14 protein-coding genes are annotated in these 15,993 nt (G+C 60.4%); 9 read left to right on the top strand and 5 right to left on the bottom strand.

Features of this window, described 5'->3' with window-relative positions; translation table 11 throughout:
- The first annotated feature begins 187 nt into the window (after window positions 1–187).
- Complete coding sequence (locus tag AC0L25_RS18940) at window positions 188–766, top strand: DUF6931 family protein (protein WP_473596913.1); 579 nt, start codon at window positions 188–190, stop codon at window positions 764–766.
- Between the two features lie 486 nt (window positions 767–1,252).
- Here AC0L25_RS18940 and AC0L25_RS18935 read toward each other — a convergent pair whose 3' ends face one another.
- Both AC0L25_RS18935 and AC0L25_RS18930 read right to left on the bottom strand, forming a co-directional pair.
- Entirely contained in the window at window positions 1,253–3,772 is a 2,520-nt protein-coding gene (locus tag AC0L25_RS18935; protein WP_473596912.1) for a caspase family protein, read from the bottom strand.
- Between the two features lie 1,434 nt (window positions 3,773–5,206).
- On the bottom strand, window positions 5,207–5,425 hold the full coding sequence (locus AC0L25_RS18930; RefSeq protein ID WP_473596911.1) for a hypothetical protein: 219 nt from the start codon (window positions 5,423–5,425) through the stop codon (window positions 5,207–5,209).
- 212 nt (window positions 5,426–5,637) lie between these two features.
- On the opposite strand from AC0L25_RS18930, the gene AC0L25_RS18925 reads away from it, so the two are divergent.
- From AC0L25_RS18925 to AC0L25_RS18915, 3 genes are read left to right on the top strand one after another with little or no spacing between them, the layout of a single operon-like run.
- Window positions 5,638–5,877, top strand: a complete 240-nt coding sequence (locus tag AC0L25_RS18925) for a hypothetical protein (protein WP_473596910.1) — start codon at window positions 5,638–5,640, stop codon at window positions 5,875–5,877.
- Complete coding sequence (locus tag AC0L25_RS18920; protein WP_473596943.1) at window positions 5,874–6,044, top strand: GFA family protein; 171 nt, start codon at window positions 5,874–5,876, stop codon at window positions 6,042–6,044. The genes AC0L25_RS18925 and AC0L25_RS18920 overlap by 4 nt, the downstream gene beginning before the upstream one ends.
- Before the next feature lie 13 nt (window positions 6,045–6,057).
- Window positions 6,058–6,279, top strand: coding sequence for a GFA family protein (locus AC0L25_RS18915; protein WP_473596909.1), 222 nt, complete (start codon window positions 6,058–6,060; stop codon window positions 6,277–6,279).
- A 19-nt stretch (window positions 6,280–6,298) separates the two neighbouring features.
- Here the strand turns inward: AC0L25_RS18915 and AC0L25_RS18910 are convergent, their stop codons facing one another.
- Window positions 6,299–6,658, bottom strand: a complete 360-nt coding sequence (locus AC0L25_RS18910; protein WP_473596908.1) for a response regulator — start codon at window positions 6,656–6,658, stop codon at window positions 6,299–6,301.
- Window positions 6,655–9,753 (bottom strand): CheR family methyltransferase, encoded by a 3,099-nt coding sequence (locus AC0L25_RS18905; RefSeq protein ID WP_473596907.1) that lies wholly within the window; start codon window positions 9,751–9,753, stop codon window positions 6,655–6,657. Before AC0L25_RS18905 ends, AC0L25_RS18910 begins: the two co-directional genes overlap by 4 nt.
- A gap of 366 nt (window positions 9,754–10,119) precedes the next feature.
- On the opposite strand from AC0L25_RS18905, the gene AC0L25_RS18900 reads away from it, so the two are divergent.
- Window positions 10,120–10,716: a response regulator gene (locus tag AC0L25_RS18900; protein ID WP_473596906.1), complete on the top strand. Its 597-nt coding sequence runs from the start codon at window positions 10,120–10,122 to the stop codon at window positions 10,714–10,716.
- Window positions 10,717–10,886: 170 nt separating this feature from the next.
- Here the strand turns inward: AC0L25_RS18900 and AC0L25_RS18895 are convergent, their stop codons facing one another.
- Window positions 10,887–11,159, bottom strand: coding sequence for a hypothetical protein (locus AC0L25_RS18895; protein ID WP_473596905.1), 273 nt, complete (start codon window positions 11,157–11,159; stop codon window positions 10,887–10,889).
- 289 nt (window positions 11,160–11,448) lie between these two features.
- Between AC0L25_RS18895 and AC0L25_RS18890 the strand changes: the two genes are divergently transcribed.
- The 4 genes from AC0L25_RS18890 to AC0L25_RS18875 are packed head-to-tail and all read left to right on the top strand — an operon-like array spanning window position 11,449 to window position 15,993.
- Complete coding sequence (locus tag AC0L25_RS18890) at window positions 11,449–12,555, top strand: NAD-dependent epimerase/dehydratase family protein (RefSeq protein ID WP_473596904.1); 1,107 nt, start codon at window positions 11,449–11,451, stop codon at window positions 12,553–12,555.
- A complete protein-coding gene (locus tag AC0L25_RS18885) occupies window positions 12,552–13,619 on the top strand; it encodes an NAD-dependent epimerase/dehydratase family protein (RefSeq protein ID WP_473596903.1) in 1,068 nt (355 codons plus the stop codon). Before AC0L25_RS18890 ends, AC0L25_RS18885 begins: the two co-directional genes overlap by 4 nt.
- Window positions 13,616–14,908, top strand: a complete 1,293-nt coding sequence (locus tag AC0L25_RS18880; RefSeq protein ID WP_473596902.1) for a TIGR04295 family B12-binding domain-containing radical SAM protein — start codon at window positions 13,616–13,618, stop codon at window positions 14,906–14,908. Before AC0L25_RS18885 ends, AC0L25_RS18880 begins: the two co-directional genes overlap by 4 nt.
- 23 nt (window positions 14,909–14,931) lie before the next feature.
- The gene (locus tag AC0L25_RS18875; protein ID WP_473596901.1) at window positions 14,932–15,993 is read left to right on the top strand and encodes a glycosyltransferase family 4 protein; all 1,062 of its coding nucleotides are present in this window, start codon (window positions 14,932–14,934) and stop codon (window positions 15,991–15,993) included.

Genomic DNA, 15,993 nt, shown 5'->3' with positions numbered 1-15,993 from the left:
TACTCCCGTTTGAGCATCCGATTTCATCGACTGCGGACAATACCAAATTCCGAATCGATTGTCTGTCAATAAACGTCAAGCACACGAGTGGTGGAGGCAGTTGCATCTTGCTGTGACTGAGACTTGACCTCACCCTGTCCAGGGCTTCAATGTCGATTGTTCCCTAGTCTAGTGAAAGCGTGGCGCCATGGCCAATGAGCTTCGATTCAAAACGGCACGGGATCTTTTCATGGCCTGCCCCGCTGTCGCCAGGGACATGGTGGCACTTCCGACCGAACAGCCTCCAATCGAATTTTGCCGCGCGCTTCTTGCCGGGCGGGTGCCTGAGGAGGCGATTACGTTCTGTGCCTATCTGCTTCCCGAGCGGGCTGCGGTGTGGTGGGCCCATGAGTGCCTGAGCCACCTCACCGTTCTGCTCGATCACAGGGACCAGGAATTGCTCGCGCTTGTTCGTGACTGGGTCAGCGAACCAGATAGCCCTCACCATCGCCCAGAAGTGAGCGAGGCTGCGGCAATGCCGCCAACAACGCCGGCCGCCTGGATTGCCTTGGCTGCAAAACGGCATGGCAATGGTTCGGCTATGGACGCGTCAGCGGTTACGGCCTTGCAGCCAATGGCTGCCGCCCATGCTGTGAGTGCGGGGGTTCTGGCCGGACTGGCGCGCGTTGCACTGGAGGACCGCTTTTCAGTTCTTTCCGCGTTTGTTGAAATGGGCATCCAGATGGCAGAGATCGAGGCGCTGCGCCAATCAGCGGATGCGAATTAGATCGTAGCCCGGATCCGCGAGCGGGATACGTTCAAATTGAACTGAGCAATCCGACTCTATCTGTTTGATTTAGCCCCATTCCTGCGACGCCAAGTAATTCCACTTGGCTGCAGAATGATCTGAATCAGTTGCTTGGCTTAGCTGCAGCCGGCATTTAACGTTATCCCCAACCGCCTCCTCCGCCGCCTCCTCCGCCGCTCCCTCCCAAAGAAGGAATGATTACGGGAGGTGCGGCAGCAGGCTCGTCCGCGACCGGTCTAACCACTTTCCTGGCGGCCACCGGTTTGGCAGCCGGGTTGACGACCTTCCGCGGCGCCGCGGCTCTGCGAACGACCTTCGGCGCCGGCGCGGGCGTCGCCACCAGTGGCGTCGGTTGAAGTGGGGGTGGCCAGGATGTGCAGCCCACGAGACCCGCCAGGGCGATGGACAGAGTTATCCCAATTGTTGCCTGCTTCAGATTTCTGCCCACCATTGCCTCCTTGTTGATCAGAACAAATCCCGACGCGGATTGGCTTGTTCCCAGACCGCCCTTGCCACTTTGACCAATTGCTTGTCGACAGAACCGCTCAACGGAATCTTCGACTTGAGTTCCCCACGCAGCTGCTTCAACGCCGCCGCTTTCGGCTTGGCGCCGAATTTCGCCAGCGTCGCCCGGGCGTCAGGCAGCTCATTGCGAAGATCGAGCGCGACTGTGAATGCCAGGAAACGCACGGCGACGGTCTGGTCGGCCTTGTCGCCCTTTTGCATCTCAAGAGCCGCGCGATCATAGGCGCCGGACTGGTCACCGCGCGAGGTTGCCAGTTCAAACAGACGTTGGGCTTCATCAAGGTCCTGCTCCACGCCAACGCCATCACGGTACATGCGCGCAAGACTGCTCGGCGCATAGGGCTGGCCGAGGTCAATGGCCTTCTGAAAAAGCGCCAGCGCAGCCTTCGGATCCTTCTCGACGCCCCGGCCGCTGAGGTAATTGCGACCGAGCAAGTTCATCGAATACATGTCTTGGCGCTGGACGCCGGCCTTCAGGAAGGCAACGGCACGGGCCTGATCGGCGGGCACGCCGTTGCGGCCTTCGGTGAAGATCGCGCCGAGATCGTTCATGGCATAGGTGTGCCCCATCGATGCCGCCTTGAGCAGCAGGTCCAGCCCCTTGCCGGTGTCGGGTTCGACACCGTGCCCATTGAACAAGGCACGGCCCCACGACGTCATCCCATAGGGATCGCCCTTGTCGGCTGCAGCCGCGTAGAAGGCATTGGCCTTTTTCCGGTCGACAGCCACGCCCGTTCCCGTCGCGTGGAGGTAGCCGAGTTCGAACACAGCGCGCACGTGTCCCCTGTCGGCAGCCTGTTGTATGGCTTTCCTGGCCTGGTCCACCTTGCCGGCCGCAAGCAGCGCGCGACCCAGTTCGTAGCGGAAGCGGGCGACATCGGGATATGCCTTCACCGCAGCCTCGCAGAGCTTCACCGCGTCGGCGCCGATTTCATTTGGCAGCAGGCCGGGAACGACGCCTTGAAGGTCGAGCGGTTCGCCGGCAGCCGAGTCGCACGGATCGACGCTTGGCGACAGTTTCATTTTGGCGGGTTTGGATACTGCGCTGTCCGCCCGAATCTCGAAGGCGATCTCGACCGGTGCGCTGGCTCCGATCTGGGGTTCATAGCGCAGCCCCTCGACTTCACCGACCGTCAAGCTCGATTCGGGCGAAAGGGTTCGATCCGGCAGGGACAGCGTTCCCGTTGCCGGATAGTTGGCAACCTTCAGGCTGACCGCCGCAGCGTCTGTCGGGAGATCCAGGTTCAGAGGAACCGCGCCGATGCCGACCGGAACGTCGATGTCCCGGTTCTCGATCGCCTCGGCCGCACCGGTGACGTGAATGCCGCGCTGCAGCACCTGCTGCTTCTGCTCGGCTTCGAGCGAGGCCATCACCTGTTCGCGCTGGGCTCCTTCGCCGCTCTTGACCCGGAACACCAGCATGCCCTTTGCTTCGCCGCCCCAATTGTCGCGTGCAGCGTAGGCCAGCATATCCATCTCTTCTGGCTCGCCAACTCCCTTGGGGACATCCATCTGCAAATGCGGCAGATCCTTGCCCTGGATCAGATCCCCCGCTTCGACAACCTTGCCATTCAGCATCAGGCGTCCCAAGGCGGGCGGTCTCTCGATGCTGACGGTGATTGATCCGCCGTCGACCTCCACCGGTTCCGGGAGGTTCAGATCGACAGGCCCGACCCCCGACAACACGACTTTCTCCAACACGGGCGGTAGAGAGGGGCGGCTGCTGCGACGCATCAGAACGACTTCGTCGATCAGCGAAGAGTTCTCCCAGGGAACCTGCAGGCCCTTAGTAGCCTCAACTACATCCCGGCGCACGGCCGCCATGACCGTGCGAATCTCCTGGTTCGGAGCCAAGGCCCGACGAGAAAATGCGAATGAAAATGGGCTGAGGTCGCCGGCGCCGTCATAGGCAACCGCGCCGGGTTCGGTGGCGAAAGCAATCAGTGTGTTCAGCGAGCTTCTTACTTGCGCAAGGCCCGTGCCGCTGGCGGTAAGAAGCTGGTCCCTGAGCCAATAGTCCTTGCGAGGGAATGGATTGTTGCGGCAGGCATCGAGGATGATCACCTGGATCTTCGATTTCGAACGCATCTGCTGCAGCACGTCGTTCAGCTTGATTGCCTGGACCTCGACGTCCGCCGCATCTTTCAACGAGGCATCGACAGGAATCAGGAAATTTTCGCCGCCGATCTGAAAGCCGTGGCCGGAATAGTAGACGACAGCTACATCCGCGCCGTCCACGGCGGCAAGATAGTTGCGGAACTTGTCTTCAAACTGCAGCTTTGTAAGATTGCTCGCCACGAAAACATCAAAACCAGCCGCTCGAAACGTGTCGGACACGTCCACCACATCTTTGGCCGGGTTCTTGAGGGCCGAGATTTCTTTGTAATCGGAGTTGCCGATTACAAAGGCGACCCTTCGTTCGACTGCAGAAGCCTCGAAAGTCGTGACGCTTGCGAGCATCAAGGCCGCAACGAATCCGCAACGTCGGAGCATGGCAAATCCCTTAACCGCTGATCCCTGGCGACCACAAAACACAGCTTGCAGTGCCAGGTCCGTTAGAGAGCATGCTATCTGCCGAGACAGAAAAGAGCGAAAAGCCGTCGCGACAGCGGTATATTCCTCACTTGATCAGACCCTAAATTACATCAGAGGCCGAGTGTCCGCAATGATTGTCAGGCGGTTTCTCGACATCCTGCTTGATCCGCTCGGACCACGCGCGGCCGGCATTCTGATCGTAGCAAGTTGCAGCTCGGTTGTGGTCGGCGATGCTCCCGAGAAAATACAGCTGTGCTGGCGCACCTATGTTTCGTCCCAACGACGAACGTCCACTGCCGCCTGCCAAGCCCGATCGCCGCCCTGCACTCTTGACCTCCGTACACGCGCCACGCGTCAGAGAGCGCACGAGTTTTCCACTACTAATATCGGTCCACCCCTGATTTTCTCTAGCCACCATTTCCGAGACTCAATTAGCGTCTTCTTATGGAGCATCGGCACGCCATTCGAAGAATCAAGGACGGGCTTTGGGAGGTCTACGACATAGACGACGATAGGGTTGTCTTCGCAGACGGCGTGGCTCTCACAAACTTGCAGGATGACGAGGCACTCGACGCCCTGGAGTTGCTAAAGGGTGGGTTCCTGGTTCCGAGCAGCGCTCCCAAGCCAGCTGACAGTTCCTTGGGGGATACGCTGAGGTCGACTATCCGCAAGATGAAGAACTGAAAGCGGACAGCTGACGCGCAAAAGCGCCGCCGCTTGGCGGGCTCCCGGCAGGTTTCGGGATTGCGCTTTTAGAAAGCCGGTGAACTACATCAGCCGATGTGTTCGCTCGTCGAGATCTGCCACCCTATTTCAGCGACGTCGCAGCCGCGATGGTATCGATCAATTTGCCCGCTCAAGGCTCAAGTCGCCACGGCGTCTCAAAACGAAAAACTCTCCTTCGTTTGGTTGATGCCGGAACAATGCTCCGTCAGTAAGTTCGTACCGTATATTAGCAGGTGCTGTTATGAGGTTTTTGCCCGTTCAGGAACCGACCAACACATGGGCCGTGTTCGATACCACCGTGGATGTGCCTGCGGACTTCGCTGGCACTTGCCTTATCGGCTTGACGCGGGAGCGGGCGGAGTGGCTCGCAGCGAGAGCCAATCAAGATGCATCGGTGAGAAGCAATTGGATCGGCCGGTTATCATCCCTGCAGCCTGAGCACGGCGTGGTTCCGTACGCAAATGTCAGAAATGGCTTATACCCGCAGGGAAGATTTCAGTGACGGACGAAGAGGCCGCTGCGTTGGCAGCCAGGAACCAGCAGCCTACGTGAATCCGACATCACCAGCAAAATCGATCCAGCGATCGGTCCCGGGCGTTGGGTCGGCTTGTATTCCTGCCCGAAGGACCGCGGTCATTGCTGATCCGGCATCTCGGTATTCTCTTGGGGGTTCTTGTTGACGCCCGCGGCAGGCGAAGTGTCGGCCGGGGCGTTCCCACCTTGGTTTTGCTCAGGCGCTCTTTTGAGTGGCGAGGTGCGCCAGTCCATATCGGCATACAAAAAGCCAATGAGAAAGCCGACGATAATGATCGCTGCTATCACCAGCGAAATTATGGCGTTACGTCGCTCCATGTCCGGCTCCTTCCTGCGAGCCGAACAGCCAGTATCGAAAATAGTTCCCATCTACCATAGATGAGCAGGAGTAATGCCTTGCAGCATACGTTGCACCGAAGCAGGCGCCTCAAGCTGCAAGTTGTGGAACTTCGCACCGTGCCGGCGGTTGAAACGTACGAGCTGTGAACGAACCTAGCCGTTCTTTTCCGCCGCAGCAGGAAGGAGACACCATGGCCGACAAGACTACCCCATCGAAGCCGGCAATTCGGCAGGCGAATGCGGACGGCTTGCGACAACCAAGGCGGGACGCCAACGGTACGGAGGCGGGAGCGAAACCGCCGACGCCGAAAACCGCGGGAACGTCGAAGCCCTCGACCGCTCCGCTGGAGAATCCGGTGGCGAACCGCAATGCCGGCCGGCCGCTCCAGAAGGGCACCACGCCTCGCCCGACCGAAAAGCCGCTAGACTGAAGAGCGATGGCCGCGGTCGAACGGCACGGCGATGCCTGTGCGGCGGTGTTCGCTTCAGGGTAAGCGGCGCTCCGCTGCGCGTTGGAATGTGCCACTGTCAGGATTGCCGCCGCGCCGAGCGGCAGCTTCTTCACGCCGTTCGGTACCTGGCCGATCTCAGCCTATGAAGGCAGTGGAGAAATGAAGACGTTCGCCAAACGCAGCTTCTGTTCGCAATGCGGGTCGCATATTGCCTGGCTGCGGGACAATGAGGCCGAGATCATGCTCGGTTCGCTAGACATGGCTCCCAGCGACCTCATTCCGGAGTATGAGCTGTGGGTACCGCGCCGTGAGAAATGGCTCATGGCATCGCGTTGGGCGGAGGAATTTGGCGGCGATCGCTTTCGGCCTTCCGATCCATGACGAGGTTGCTGAAAACAAGCTACGACGCCGGGACCAATTCAGCCAAGACACTCAAAATAGACGCCTGATCTGCCGGCTTGCTCACAAATTTGAAGCAGGCAAAGGCGAGTGGAACATCGCGCGGCCCAAATCCGCTCAGACACGCGAACGGGATTTGGCGGGTTTGCAATTCTTCTGCGATCGCCAGGCTCATTTCGCCATGCAATTGGACATCCAGAAGCGCGGCGTCGACGTGATTTTCACGGATCAGGCGAAGGGCCGCCGCCACCGAAGGGGCCGGGCCGATCACCTGATGTCCCGAAGCGCGCAGACAAGCAGCGATGTCCTCGGCGATGAGCCATTCATCCTCGACTACTAGAACGCGCAGCCGGTTGCTCACGGCGTCTCCTTGCGCATCATCGGGAACGTGATCTGGACTTCGAGACCGTCCCGATTGAAGGCGGTCTCGACGTTTCCGCCAAGCCGGTAGCCGATCTCACCCTGCAGCAGGGAAAGTCCGAAGCCGCTAACTTCTGGTTTTCTGACAGGCGGCCCGTCTCTCTCACGCCAGGCGAGCGTGAAAACACCGCCCTCGCCAGACCATTTCAGAGCGACCCTGCCCCGGGGCGTCGACAGCGCGCCATATTTGGCGGCGTTGGTCGCCAGTTCATGAATGGCCATGCCAAGGGATAGGCCCTGTTGCGGGCTAAGCTTCACTTCGACGCCGTCAAGTTCGAACTGGTCAATGCTAAAAACTTCGAGTTCCTGATGCAGCAGTTCGTTGAGCGAAGCTTCTTTCCAGCGTTCATTCGACAGCAGACCGTAGGCCCGCGACATGGCGTGTAGGCGACCGATCAGCGCTTTGGCGAACTCTTCCTTCGATTCCGAACTTTCACGGGTGCGGTTGGCGATGCTGGCGACCACTGCCAGCATGTTCTTGACGCGGTGGTTCAGCTCCGAGATGAGCACCTGTTGATGCTCTTCCGCCTCGGCCAGGGTGGTGACGTCGATCAGTGTGACCACAACCCCCTGAATTCTGTTCTCCTTGTCGCGATACGGATTGACGCGAACCATGTGAAACCGGCCCTGGTCGTCGCGCGCCAGATGATGGTTCAGGATCTCTCCGGTTTCAAACACGGCATCGATGTGCTGTTTGATCTCGGGGTAGTCGAGCTGGCTCGAAAGCTCGGTCAGCGGACGGCCGACGTCGGAGGGACGCAGGTTGAAGAAAGACGAGGCCGGCGGAGTAAAGGTCCGCACCACCAAATTGCGGTCGAGGAAAATGGTTGCGATCTGGGTGCTCTCGAACAGATTCCGCAAATCGCTGTTGGCGCGATCGAGTTCCTCTATCTTGCTGGTCAGTTCCGAATTGATGGTGTTGAGCTCCTCGTTGAGCGACTGCATCTCCTCCTTCGAGGCCTCAAGCTCCTCATTGGTCGACTGCGCCTCCTCATTGACAGAGACGAGTTCCTCATTCGACGATTTCACTTCTTCCAGTGCGGTTTCGTACTCCTCGATCGTCGATTGCAGTCGCTCGCGCGTCTCGCGCAGCTCCCGCTCGAGATCGGCAGTGCCTTCGCTGTTACGGTTTTCGGGTGCCACGTCGGACCGCGTCTGCACCGGCCCCAATGGTTCGAACAGGACGAGATAAAGCCGTTCGCCCTTGCCGCGTTCCGCCAGGGGCTCGACAGTGAGTTTGATAGACAGTGTCTGTTCGTCGTCCTCGTCCACGACGACATTTTCCCGCACGACGGTGCGGCGCGTCGTGGCGGCTTCCCGCAATGCCGCGCGCAGGTTAAGCCTTAGCCCGGCGCGGGCCAAAGTCAGCACTTGCCGGCTCGGAATGCCTTGGGGCGCTTCGAGATATCTGCCGGTCCGCGCCGAATAATAGACGACGTCACCATCCCCATTCACCACAACATGCGGCGGCGCGAAACGCTCCAGCACCTGCGCCTCGACGGCCTGCCGAAGCGGATAGCTGGAAGTCCCTTTCTTCGATCCCGTGCTTTCGGGCATGAAGGCGCCCGAGCGGTGATCACCGATCAGCATCGGCAGCCTAATGTGTGGCGAGGCATGTTCGCGCGCCTGAAAAATGCGCTGCTTCTTGTCTACGGTGGTGAAGAGGTTGTCGTGCTGGCCGACGCTTTCGGACGTGCCGAGGAAAAGATAACCGCCCGGCTTCAACGCGTAGTGGAAGATCGGAATAACGCGGTTCTGGATGTCCGAGCCGAAATAGATCAGCAGGTTGCGGCATGAAACCATGTCCATGCGCGAAAAGGGCGGGTCGCGGACGACGCTGTGAGGCGAAAACACGCACAGCTCCCGTACCTCGTTGGCAAGCACGTAACTCTCACCGTCGCTGCTGAAAAAACGCTGCTTGCGTTCGGGCGAAACGCCCTGCAGCAATGCCGCCGGGTAACGCGCCGCGCGCGCCACCGCAAGTGCCGGCTCATCGATATCTGTCGCAAATATCTGGACGCGCGGCACAACCGGAAGCGTCTCAAGATGTTCGCGCAATAGCATGCCGATGGAGAACACCTCCTCCCCGGTGGCGCAGCCAGGCACCCAGATCCTGACGGAATCGCCGGCGGTCTTGCTCTCGAACAGCTGCGGTATGATCTTCTCCTCGAGCAACTTGAACGCGTCGGGATCACGGAAAAAATCGGTGACGTTGATCAAAAGATCACGAAAGAGGTTCGTCACCTCGCGAGGGTCTTTCTTCAGCCATTCGACATACTCTTCAAACGAATCCAGCTGTGCGATCTGCATGCGTCGCTTTATGCGACGCAGGAATGTCTTGGTCTTGTAGCCGGAGAAATCGTGGCCGGACTGGCCCTTCAGAATGCCGTAGATCTCATCACGGATCCGAGCCATGTCTGCTGTCTCTTGGCGGCCGTCCTCGGTAACCCCGTTCAGCAGATCGAAGCTGCGCGCGAATCCTTCGAGCTTCCCACCGATCTCCTCCGCGGGCGCCGCAATATCGATCAGCCCGCTGGAGATCGCACTCTTCGGCATGTCAGGGTTGCGCGGACCGTAGCCGTCGGTAGCCTGGGCGACCGTCAGTCCGCCACGCTCCTTGATTGCCTTCGCGCCCAGCGTGCCGTCGGAATCGCCGCCCGACAAAATGACTCCCACCGCGTATTCGCCCTGATCCTCGGCCAGCGCGCTAAAGAAGATATCGATCGGTTTACGCTCGCGGCTGAGCACGTTGGATTGCCGCAGGTGCAGCACTCCCTTCTCAATCGTGAGAACGACGTTTTGCGGCATCACATAGACGTGGTCGGACAAGACAGTGGTGCCGTCCTCGACGACGACAACCGGCATTTGCGTGTAACGTCCGACGACCTCGTGAAGCAGGCTTTCGCGCCCGGGACTGAGATGGGTGACGATGACGAACGCCATACCGGGCTGGCCGGTGATGCCTTTGAACAGACCCTCCATTGCAGGAATGCCGCCGGCTGACGCGCCGACGCCCACAATGGGAAATCTCTTCATCTGGGATGTCACCGCAAGCCCTCGGTTGAACAGCCTAGACGACATGGCCGCCAAATCGACCAAAACCCACGACTGGGCTGAACGCAATATCCAGCATATAACGTGCATGAGGGCCGGAACAAGTCCGTGCAGACGGCGTTAACGTCGGAACCTTTGTGGACACTCCAATGTCAAGACGCGCACCTGACCTAAAGCTGACAAAACAAGCGTTTTTGCAGTCTTCGGATTTGCTGGGTTTGCCGGGAAACGAACCGATTCCGCCCCGCATGCTGGTTTTGGCGAAACGATTGCAGGCAGCCTTGCAGGAACATTCTGAACAAGTCCGCGCGGACAATTGGAAATCTCGCTCCAAGAAAGGACGATGAGGTGCGCGATCTCCGAGGGGTGCACATCCTGATCGTCGAAGATGATTGGGTATTGGCAGGGGATCTCGCAAGGTATTTTGGTAATATGGGCGCGGTCGTCCTCGGACCGGCAGCCACAGTCGAACACGCGTCTATGCATACTGAGGTGGCTGAGGCCGCGATCCTCGACGTCAATCTGAACGGCCGGCGGGTGTTTCCGATCGCAGACGAACTGATGCGCCGCGGTGTTCCCTTCGTCTTTTTCAGCGGTGACGAGGACATCATCATTCCCGAGCGTCTCCGCCACGCCAGCAATCTTCGAAAATCGTCGGATAGCTATGCTATCTTCGATGCCTTGTTTCCTCCGGAAAGATCGGCCTTGGCGGGTATCCACCCGGTGAACTTGTCCGACAATGTCTTTTCACTGCTGCCGAAGCTCAGGCTCGCGGCGCGTCTGCTTCTCGGTGACGTCGGTGCTTCCGACCGGCTGGTCGAACGAACGCTGGAGCGCGCCATCGGCGAGATCGACAGGAGGCGGGCCGGCGTGTCGACCGAAGATTGGCTGAACGCCATCATGCGAAACATTGCCAAATCTGGTGGGCCGAGCCTGTTGCACTAATGCTGCGACCGTTCCGCAACCGCCGAAGCATTTAACTATGGAGTTTGGAAAGAGCGGCTGGTTTTCCAAACCCCGAAAAAGACGCGCGAACAGGAAGCTAGAGTAAAGTTCTCTGTCAGAATGTGAGGCGCTTTACAAGCTACCCGACTCCGCTGACAGAAGCAGCCTCCTCAACCTTTCTGGTTGCGGTCGACGAACTTGTTAAATCGGCTGGTTTTTCCGCCGCCGGTTTCGTCCTGGTGGAGGAAGGCTAGGTTGTTTTCGTCGAAAATCCGGAAGAACTCGTCCCATTCGATGGGTTCAAAATCCTCCTCGGGTTCGCCAAAGTCGATCCGTAAGATGCCGCCCTCGCCCTTGGTTCGCACAACTGCAGGTCGGCCACCGCGATCTTCGGCCCATTGGCGGATGTCGTCATGATTGGTGGTTGTCTTCGCTTCAGACATTGAAATCTCCTTTAATCAGGCTTTGCAGGCGTGTGACTCTCATGACCAGGTCTGGCTTGCTTACGCGATACCGCTGATCATCAGCTGCCATCCACCCCTTCCGCCCACGGGCCGGATGAGCGCCCTAACCCCAAAGAAGCTGCAATGTTCCAGCGCATGGCCCAAGGCTAGTTCGCTATGCGCTCACCTCAGGTTGCAGCCTACCCAAAACCTTCTTTGTTGAAGCAGAGGGAACAAACCTTTTGCCAAACAGTTCGGGGCGCCAAGGCCATCTGCTTAAGGAGTTGTCGTGAAACGCATACTGGTTACAGGAGGGTGCGGTTTCATCGGCCGCCACGTCGTCCAGGAACTCGTTGAACATGGTTATACTGTCTGCATTCTCGATGCGCTGCTGGAACAGGTGCACAGCGGCGAGGCGATCGGCCTGCCGGCAGGAGCCGAACTGATCAAAGGCGACGTTCGCGATCGCGACGCTGTCGCCGAGGCGCTCCAAGGCGTCGACGCCGTCATCCATCTGGCCGCCGAGGTCGGTGTCGGCCAGTCCATGTACGAGATCGCCCGCTATGTCGGCGCGAACGACCTCGGCACAGCCACTTTGCTCGAGGCTTTGATCAAACGTCCCGTCGAGCGGATCGTCGTCGCTTCATCGATGAGCGTCTACGGCGAGGGTCTCTATGCCACGCCAGGCGGTCGGCGCGTCGACAATGCACGGCGGCAGGCTAACGACATCAAGAGCGGCCAATGGAATCCGGTGTCGGCGGCGGATGAAAGTCTGTCGCCCCTGCCGACAGACGAGGAAAAGCCGGTCGACCTCGCCTCTATCTATGCGCTGACGAAATATGCCCAGGAGCGCGCCGTGCTGATCTTCGGGGATGCCTATGGCGTCGACGCGGTGGCGCTGCGCCTGTTCAACGTCTTCGGCGCAGGACAGGCGCTGTCAAACCCGTACACCGGCGTTTTGGCGAATTTCGCTTCACGCCTCGCCAACGGCCAGCGGCCGATGATTTTCGAAGATGGCGAGCAGAAGCGCGACTTCGTGCATGTGCGCGACGTCGCCCGTGCCTTCCGCCTGGCGCTGGAACAACGCCAGGCGCGCGGCCACGTTATCAACATCGGCGGTGGACGGGCCTATGCGATCAGCGAGGTCGCTCGGCTGCTCGCCGATGCTATGGGTGTGCCGGAACGCCTTCCTGAAATCCTCGGCAAGGCGCGTGCCGGCGATATCCGCAATTGCTTCGCCGACATCTCGAAGGCGCGCGAACTGCTCGGTTTCGAGCCGCAGCACCGGCTGGAGGATTCACTCGGCGAGTTCGTCGCATGGGTTCGCAACACGGTCGCCATCGACCGCGGGGCTGACATGAAACGGGAGCTCGAAGAGCGAGGACTGGTATCATGAGGCCGGAATCTTTTCCTGAAGCGCCGGTTACCATCGTCGGCGGCAGCGGCTTCATCGGCTCGAACCTCGCCGACAGTCTGATGTCGGATGGGGTGCCGGTGCTGGTCATCGACAATCTCAGCCGTCCGGGCGTCGAGCAGAATCTGGCGTGGCTGGCGCAGAAGCACGGTAATCAACTTGCCGTGGAAACCGCCGATGTCCGAGACGCGGACGTGCTGGCGCCGCTTGTGGCGCATTCCAAGGCGATATTCCATCTTGCCGCGCAGACCGCCGTGACCACGAGCCTCGTTCAGCCAAGCGAAGATTTCGACATCAATCTTCGCGGAACCTTCAACGTCCTGGAAGCCGCTCGCCGGAGTGGCAAGCGCATCCCTGTGATCTTCGCCAGCACCAACAAGGTCTATGGCGGCCTGCCCGATGTCATCGTGCGCGAAGAGGACGATCGGTGCGTGCCCTGCGATGCCGGCATCCGCGTCAACGGCATTGACGAGAGCTGCGGTCTGGATTTCTGCACGCCCTATGGCTGCTCCAAAGGCGCGGCGGATCAATACGTGCTCGATTATGCCAAGTCGTACGATCTGCCGACCGCGGTCCTGCGCATGAGCTGCATCTACGGGCCGCGCCAGTTCGGCACCGAGGACCAGGGCTGGGTCGCGCATTTTCTGCTTAGCGCGCTTTCCGGCCGGCCGATCACGATCTATGGCAACGGCAAGCAGGTGCGCGATATCCTTCATGTCTCCGACGCCGTTGCGGCCTATCGCGGGGTACTTGCCAGGATCGACGACATCAAGGGGCAGGCATTCAATCTCGGTGGCGGACCAGGCAACGCCATCAGCCTGCGCATGCTGCTCAAGGAGATCGGCGAGCTGACCGGTCGAAAGCTCTCGATCCGCTACGACCGGGAACGCGCCGGCGACCAGCCCTTCTTTGTCGCCGACACCCGCCGCATAGAAGCGACGCTTGGCTGGAAAGCGCATGTCCCCTGGCGCGACGGCGTCCGCGATCTCGCCGATTGGCTCCAGCGTCATCGCCTCGAGGCTGAACCAGCGAGGTACGTGGCATGAAAGTCGCCCTGGTCAATCCGTTCTGGACCTACGAGGACAGCATCTATTTCGGCTGCCGCCAGCCGCATCTGCCGCTGGAACTGGGCTACTCGAAAGCTTTGCTGGAGGCCGACGGCCATCAGGTGCTGATGCTGGACGGGCAAATCCAGAAGCTGGACAACGCAGCACTTGCCGATCGCGTCGCCGCCTTCGCACCGGCCATGACCGTCGTCAGCACGGCGCCGACCTATTTATTCTGGCGCTGCGCGCCGCCCGAGCTGCGCGTGCCTGCCGACTTCCTCAACCGGCTCGCCGGGCGCGGCGGCCGCACAGTGGCTGTCGGACCGCACGGCTCGGCGACGCCTGCGCCGACGCTGCGCAAGCTGGGCGTCGATGTCGTCGTGCGCGGCGAATGCGAAGAGGTCGTCGCCGAACTCGCCCGCCGTGACGATTGGGGAGCCGTGCCCCACACCGCTCATCTCTACGAGGGAAAACTTGTCGGCAATGGCGGCGTCCACGCCAGTTCGTTTGTCGATCATCCGCCCCTCAGCTGGCCATCCGACTGGATTGCCGCGCATTCGCACCATCACCACCGGTTCGACGACGATCAGGTGGGTTTCGGAGCGGAGGTCGAGGCGTCTCGCGGCTGCCCCTACAATTGCAGCTTCTGCGCCAAGATCGATTTCCGCGACGCCTACCGCCGCAGGAACCATGATGCGATCATCGCGGAAATTGATCGGCTGATCGGGCAAGGCGTCGGCTACATCTATTTTATCGACGAGATCTTCCTGCCGCAGAAGGCGCTGCTGGAGGCATTGGTCGATCGAGACGTCAAGTTCGGCGTGCAGACCCGCATCGATCTTTGGAAGCCGGAGCTCCTCGAATTGCTGGGTGCGGCCGGCTGCGTTTCGATTGAAGCCGGCCTCGAAAGCCTAACCGTGGAAGGACGGGCCATGCTGGCCAAGCGTTGCCGGCTGGGCACGGAGGAACTGGCCGCTTTGCTGGTCAAGGCACGACGTCACGTTCCGTTCGTCCAGGCCAATCTTATCGGCGTGGTCGAGGACGATCCCGCTCTGGTCGATCATTGGCGCAAGCACCTCATTGACCGCGGCGTGTGGGCCAATGAACCGGTGCCGCTCTATCCCTACCCCAGTTCGCCCAGCTATCGCGAGCTTTGGGGCGAGCCCGACGATCTCGCCTGGGAGCGCGCCCACGAGCATTATCTGACCTCGTTCCGGACATTCAGCGATATCCAGGAGAAGCGTCCCCGTGCGCTGGCCGAGTTGGAGGCGATATGTTGCAGTCACTGATCCGGCGCTCGCGGCGAATCCTGATGACCGTCGATGCCGTCGGCGGCGTCTGGCGCTACGCGCTTGATCTGGCGCGGGAGTTGGCTCAGGGCGGCGACTGCATCGTGCTCGCCGGGTTAGGCCCGGAACCGTCCGAGGAACAGGCGAAGGAGGCACAGGCTTTTGCGGCCTTGGCGTGGCTCAAGACACCGCCGGACTGGATGACCCGCAATGAGGGCGATCTGGAAATGTTGCCGCAGGAACTGCGCGCACTTGTTCGCGACTACGCGATCGACCTCGTCCATCTCAATGCGCCGACTCAGGCCGTGGGACTTGATGTGCCGTGCCCGGTCGTGGCGGTTTCGCATTCATGCGTTGTGACGTGGCTCCACGCCGTCAGGGGACAGGCTGTGGACGGCGAATGGGGCTGGCAGAAGGACCGCAACCGACGCGGTTTCGATTGGACAAATGCGGTAGTCGCGCCAAGCCGCAGCCATGCCGACATGCTCGAGGCCTGCTACGGGCCGATCCCTCGCCTGAGCATTGTCAGCAACGGCGCACGGCCGGGTCCAAAGGCAGAGAGGCGCGAACCAGTGGCTCTCGCCGCCGCGCGCTGGTGGGATGAAGGAAAGAATGCAGTTACGCTGGACCAGGCAGCATCGATGACGAAATGGCCGGTCTTCGCTGCCGGGCCGCTCGAGGGTGCTGATGGGCAACGCGCCGATTTCAGCAATGTCCTTCCTCTGGGTTCTGTCTGCCACGATGAGGTGCGTCGCTTGATGGCGCGGGCCGGCATCTTCGTATCGCCGTCGCTCTATGAACCCTTTGGACTTGCCGCACTGGAGGCAGCAACGTCGGCAACACCTTTGGTGCTTGCCGACATCCCGACCTATCGCGAATTGTGGAACGGCGCGGCTATGTTCTACGACGTCCATGATCCACGCGATCTCGCCAGATGTGTCGATTGTCTCTCCGGCGACGCCCAATATAGGCGTCGTCTCGGCGAAGCCGCCGCACGCCGAGCGCGCAAGTTTTCACTGGCAAGACAAGCGGCGGCCATGCGCGAGATCTACGGTCGGGCCACCCTGGCCGTAGCGGAACGCTGA

The sequence above is a fragment of the Mesorhizobium sp. WSM4813 genome (assembly GCF_055811555.1).
Note: the sequence above shows the minus strand (reverse complement) of the source record. Positions and strands in the feature narration are given on the sequence as shown.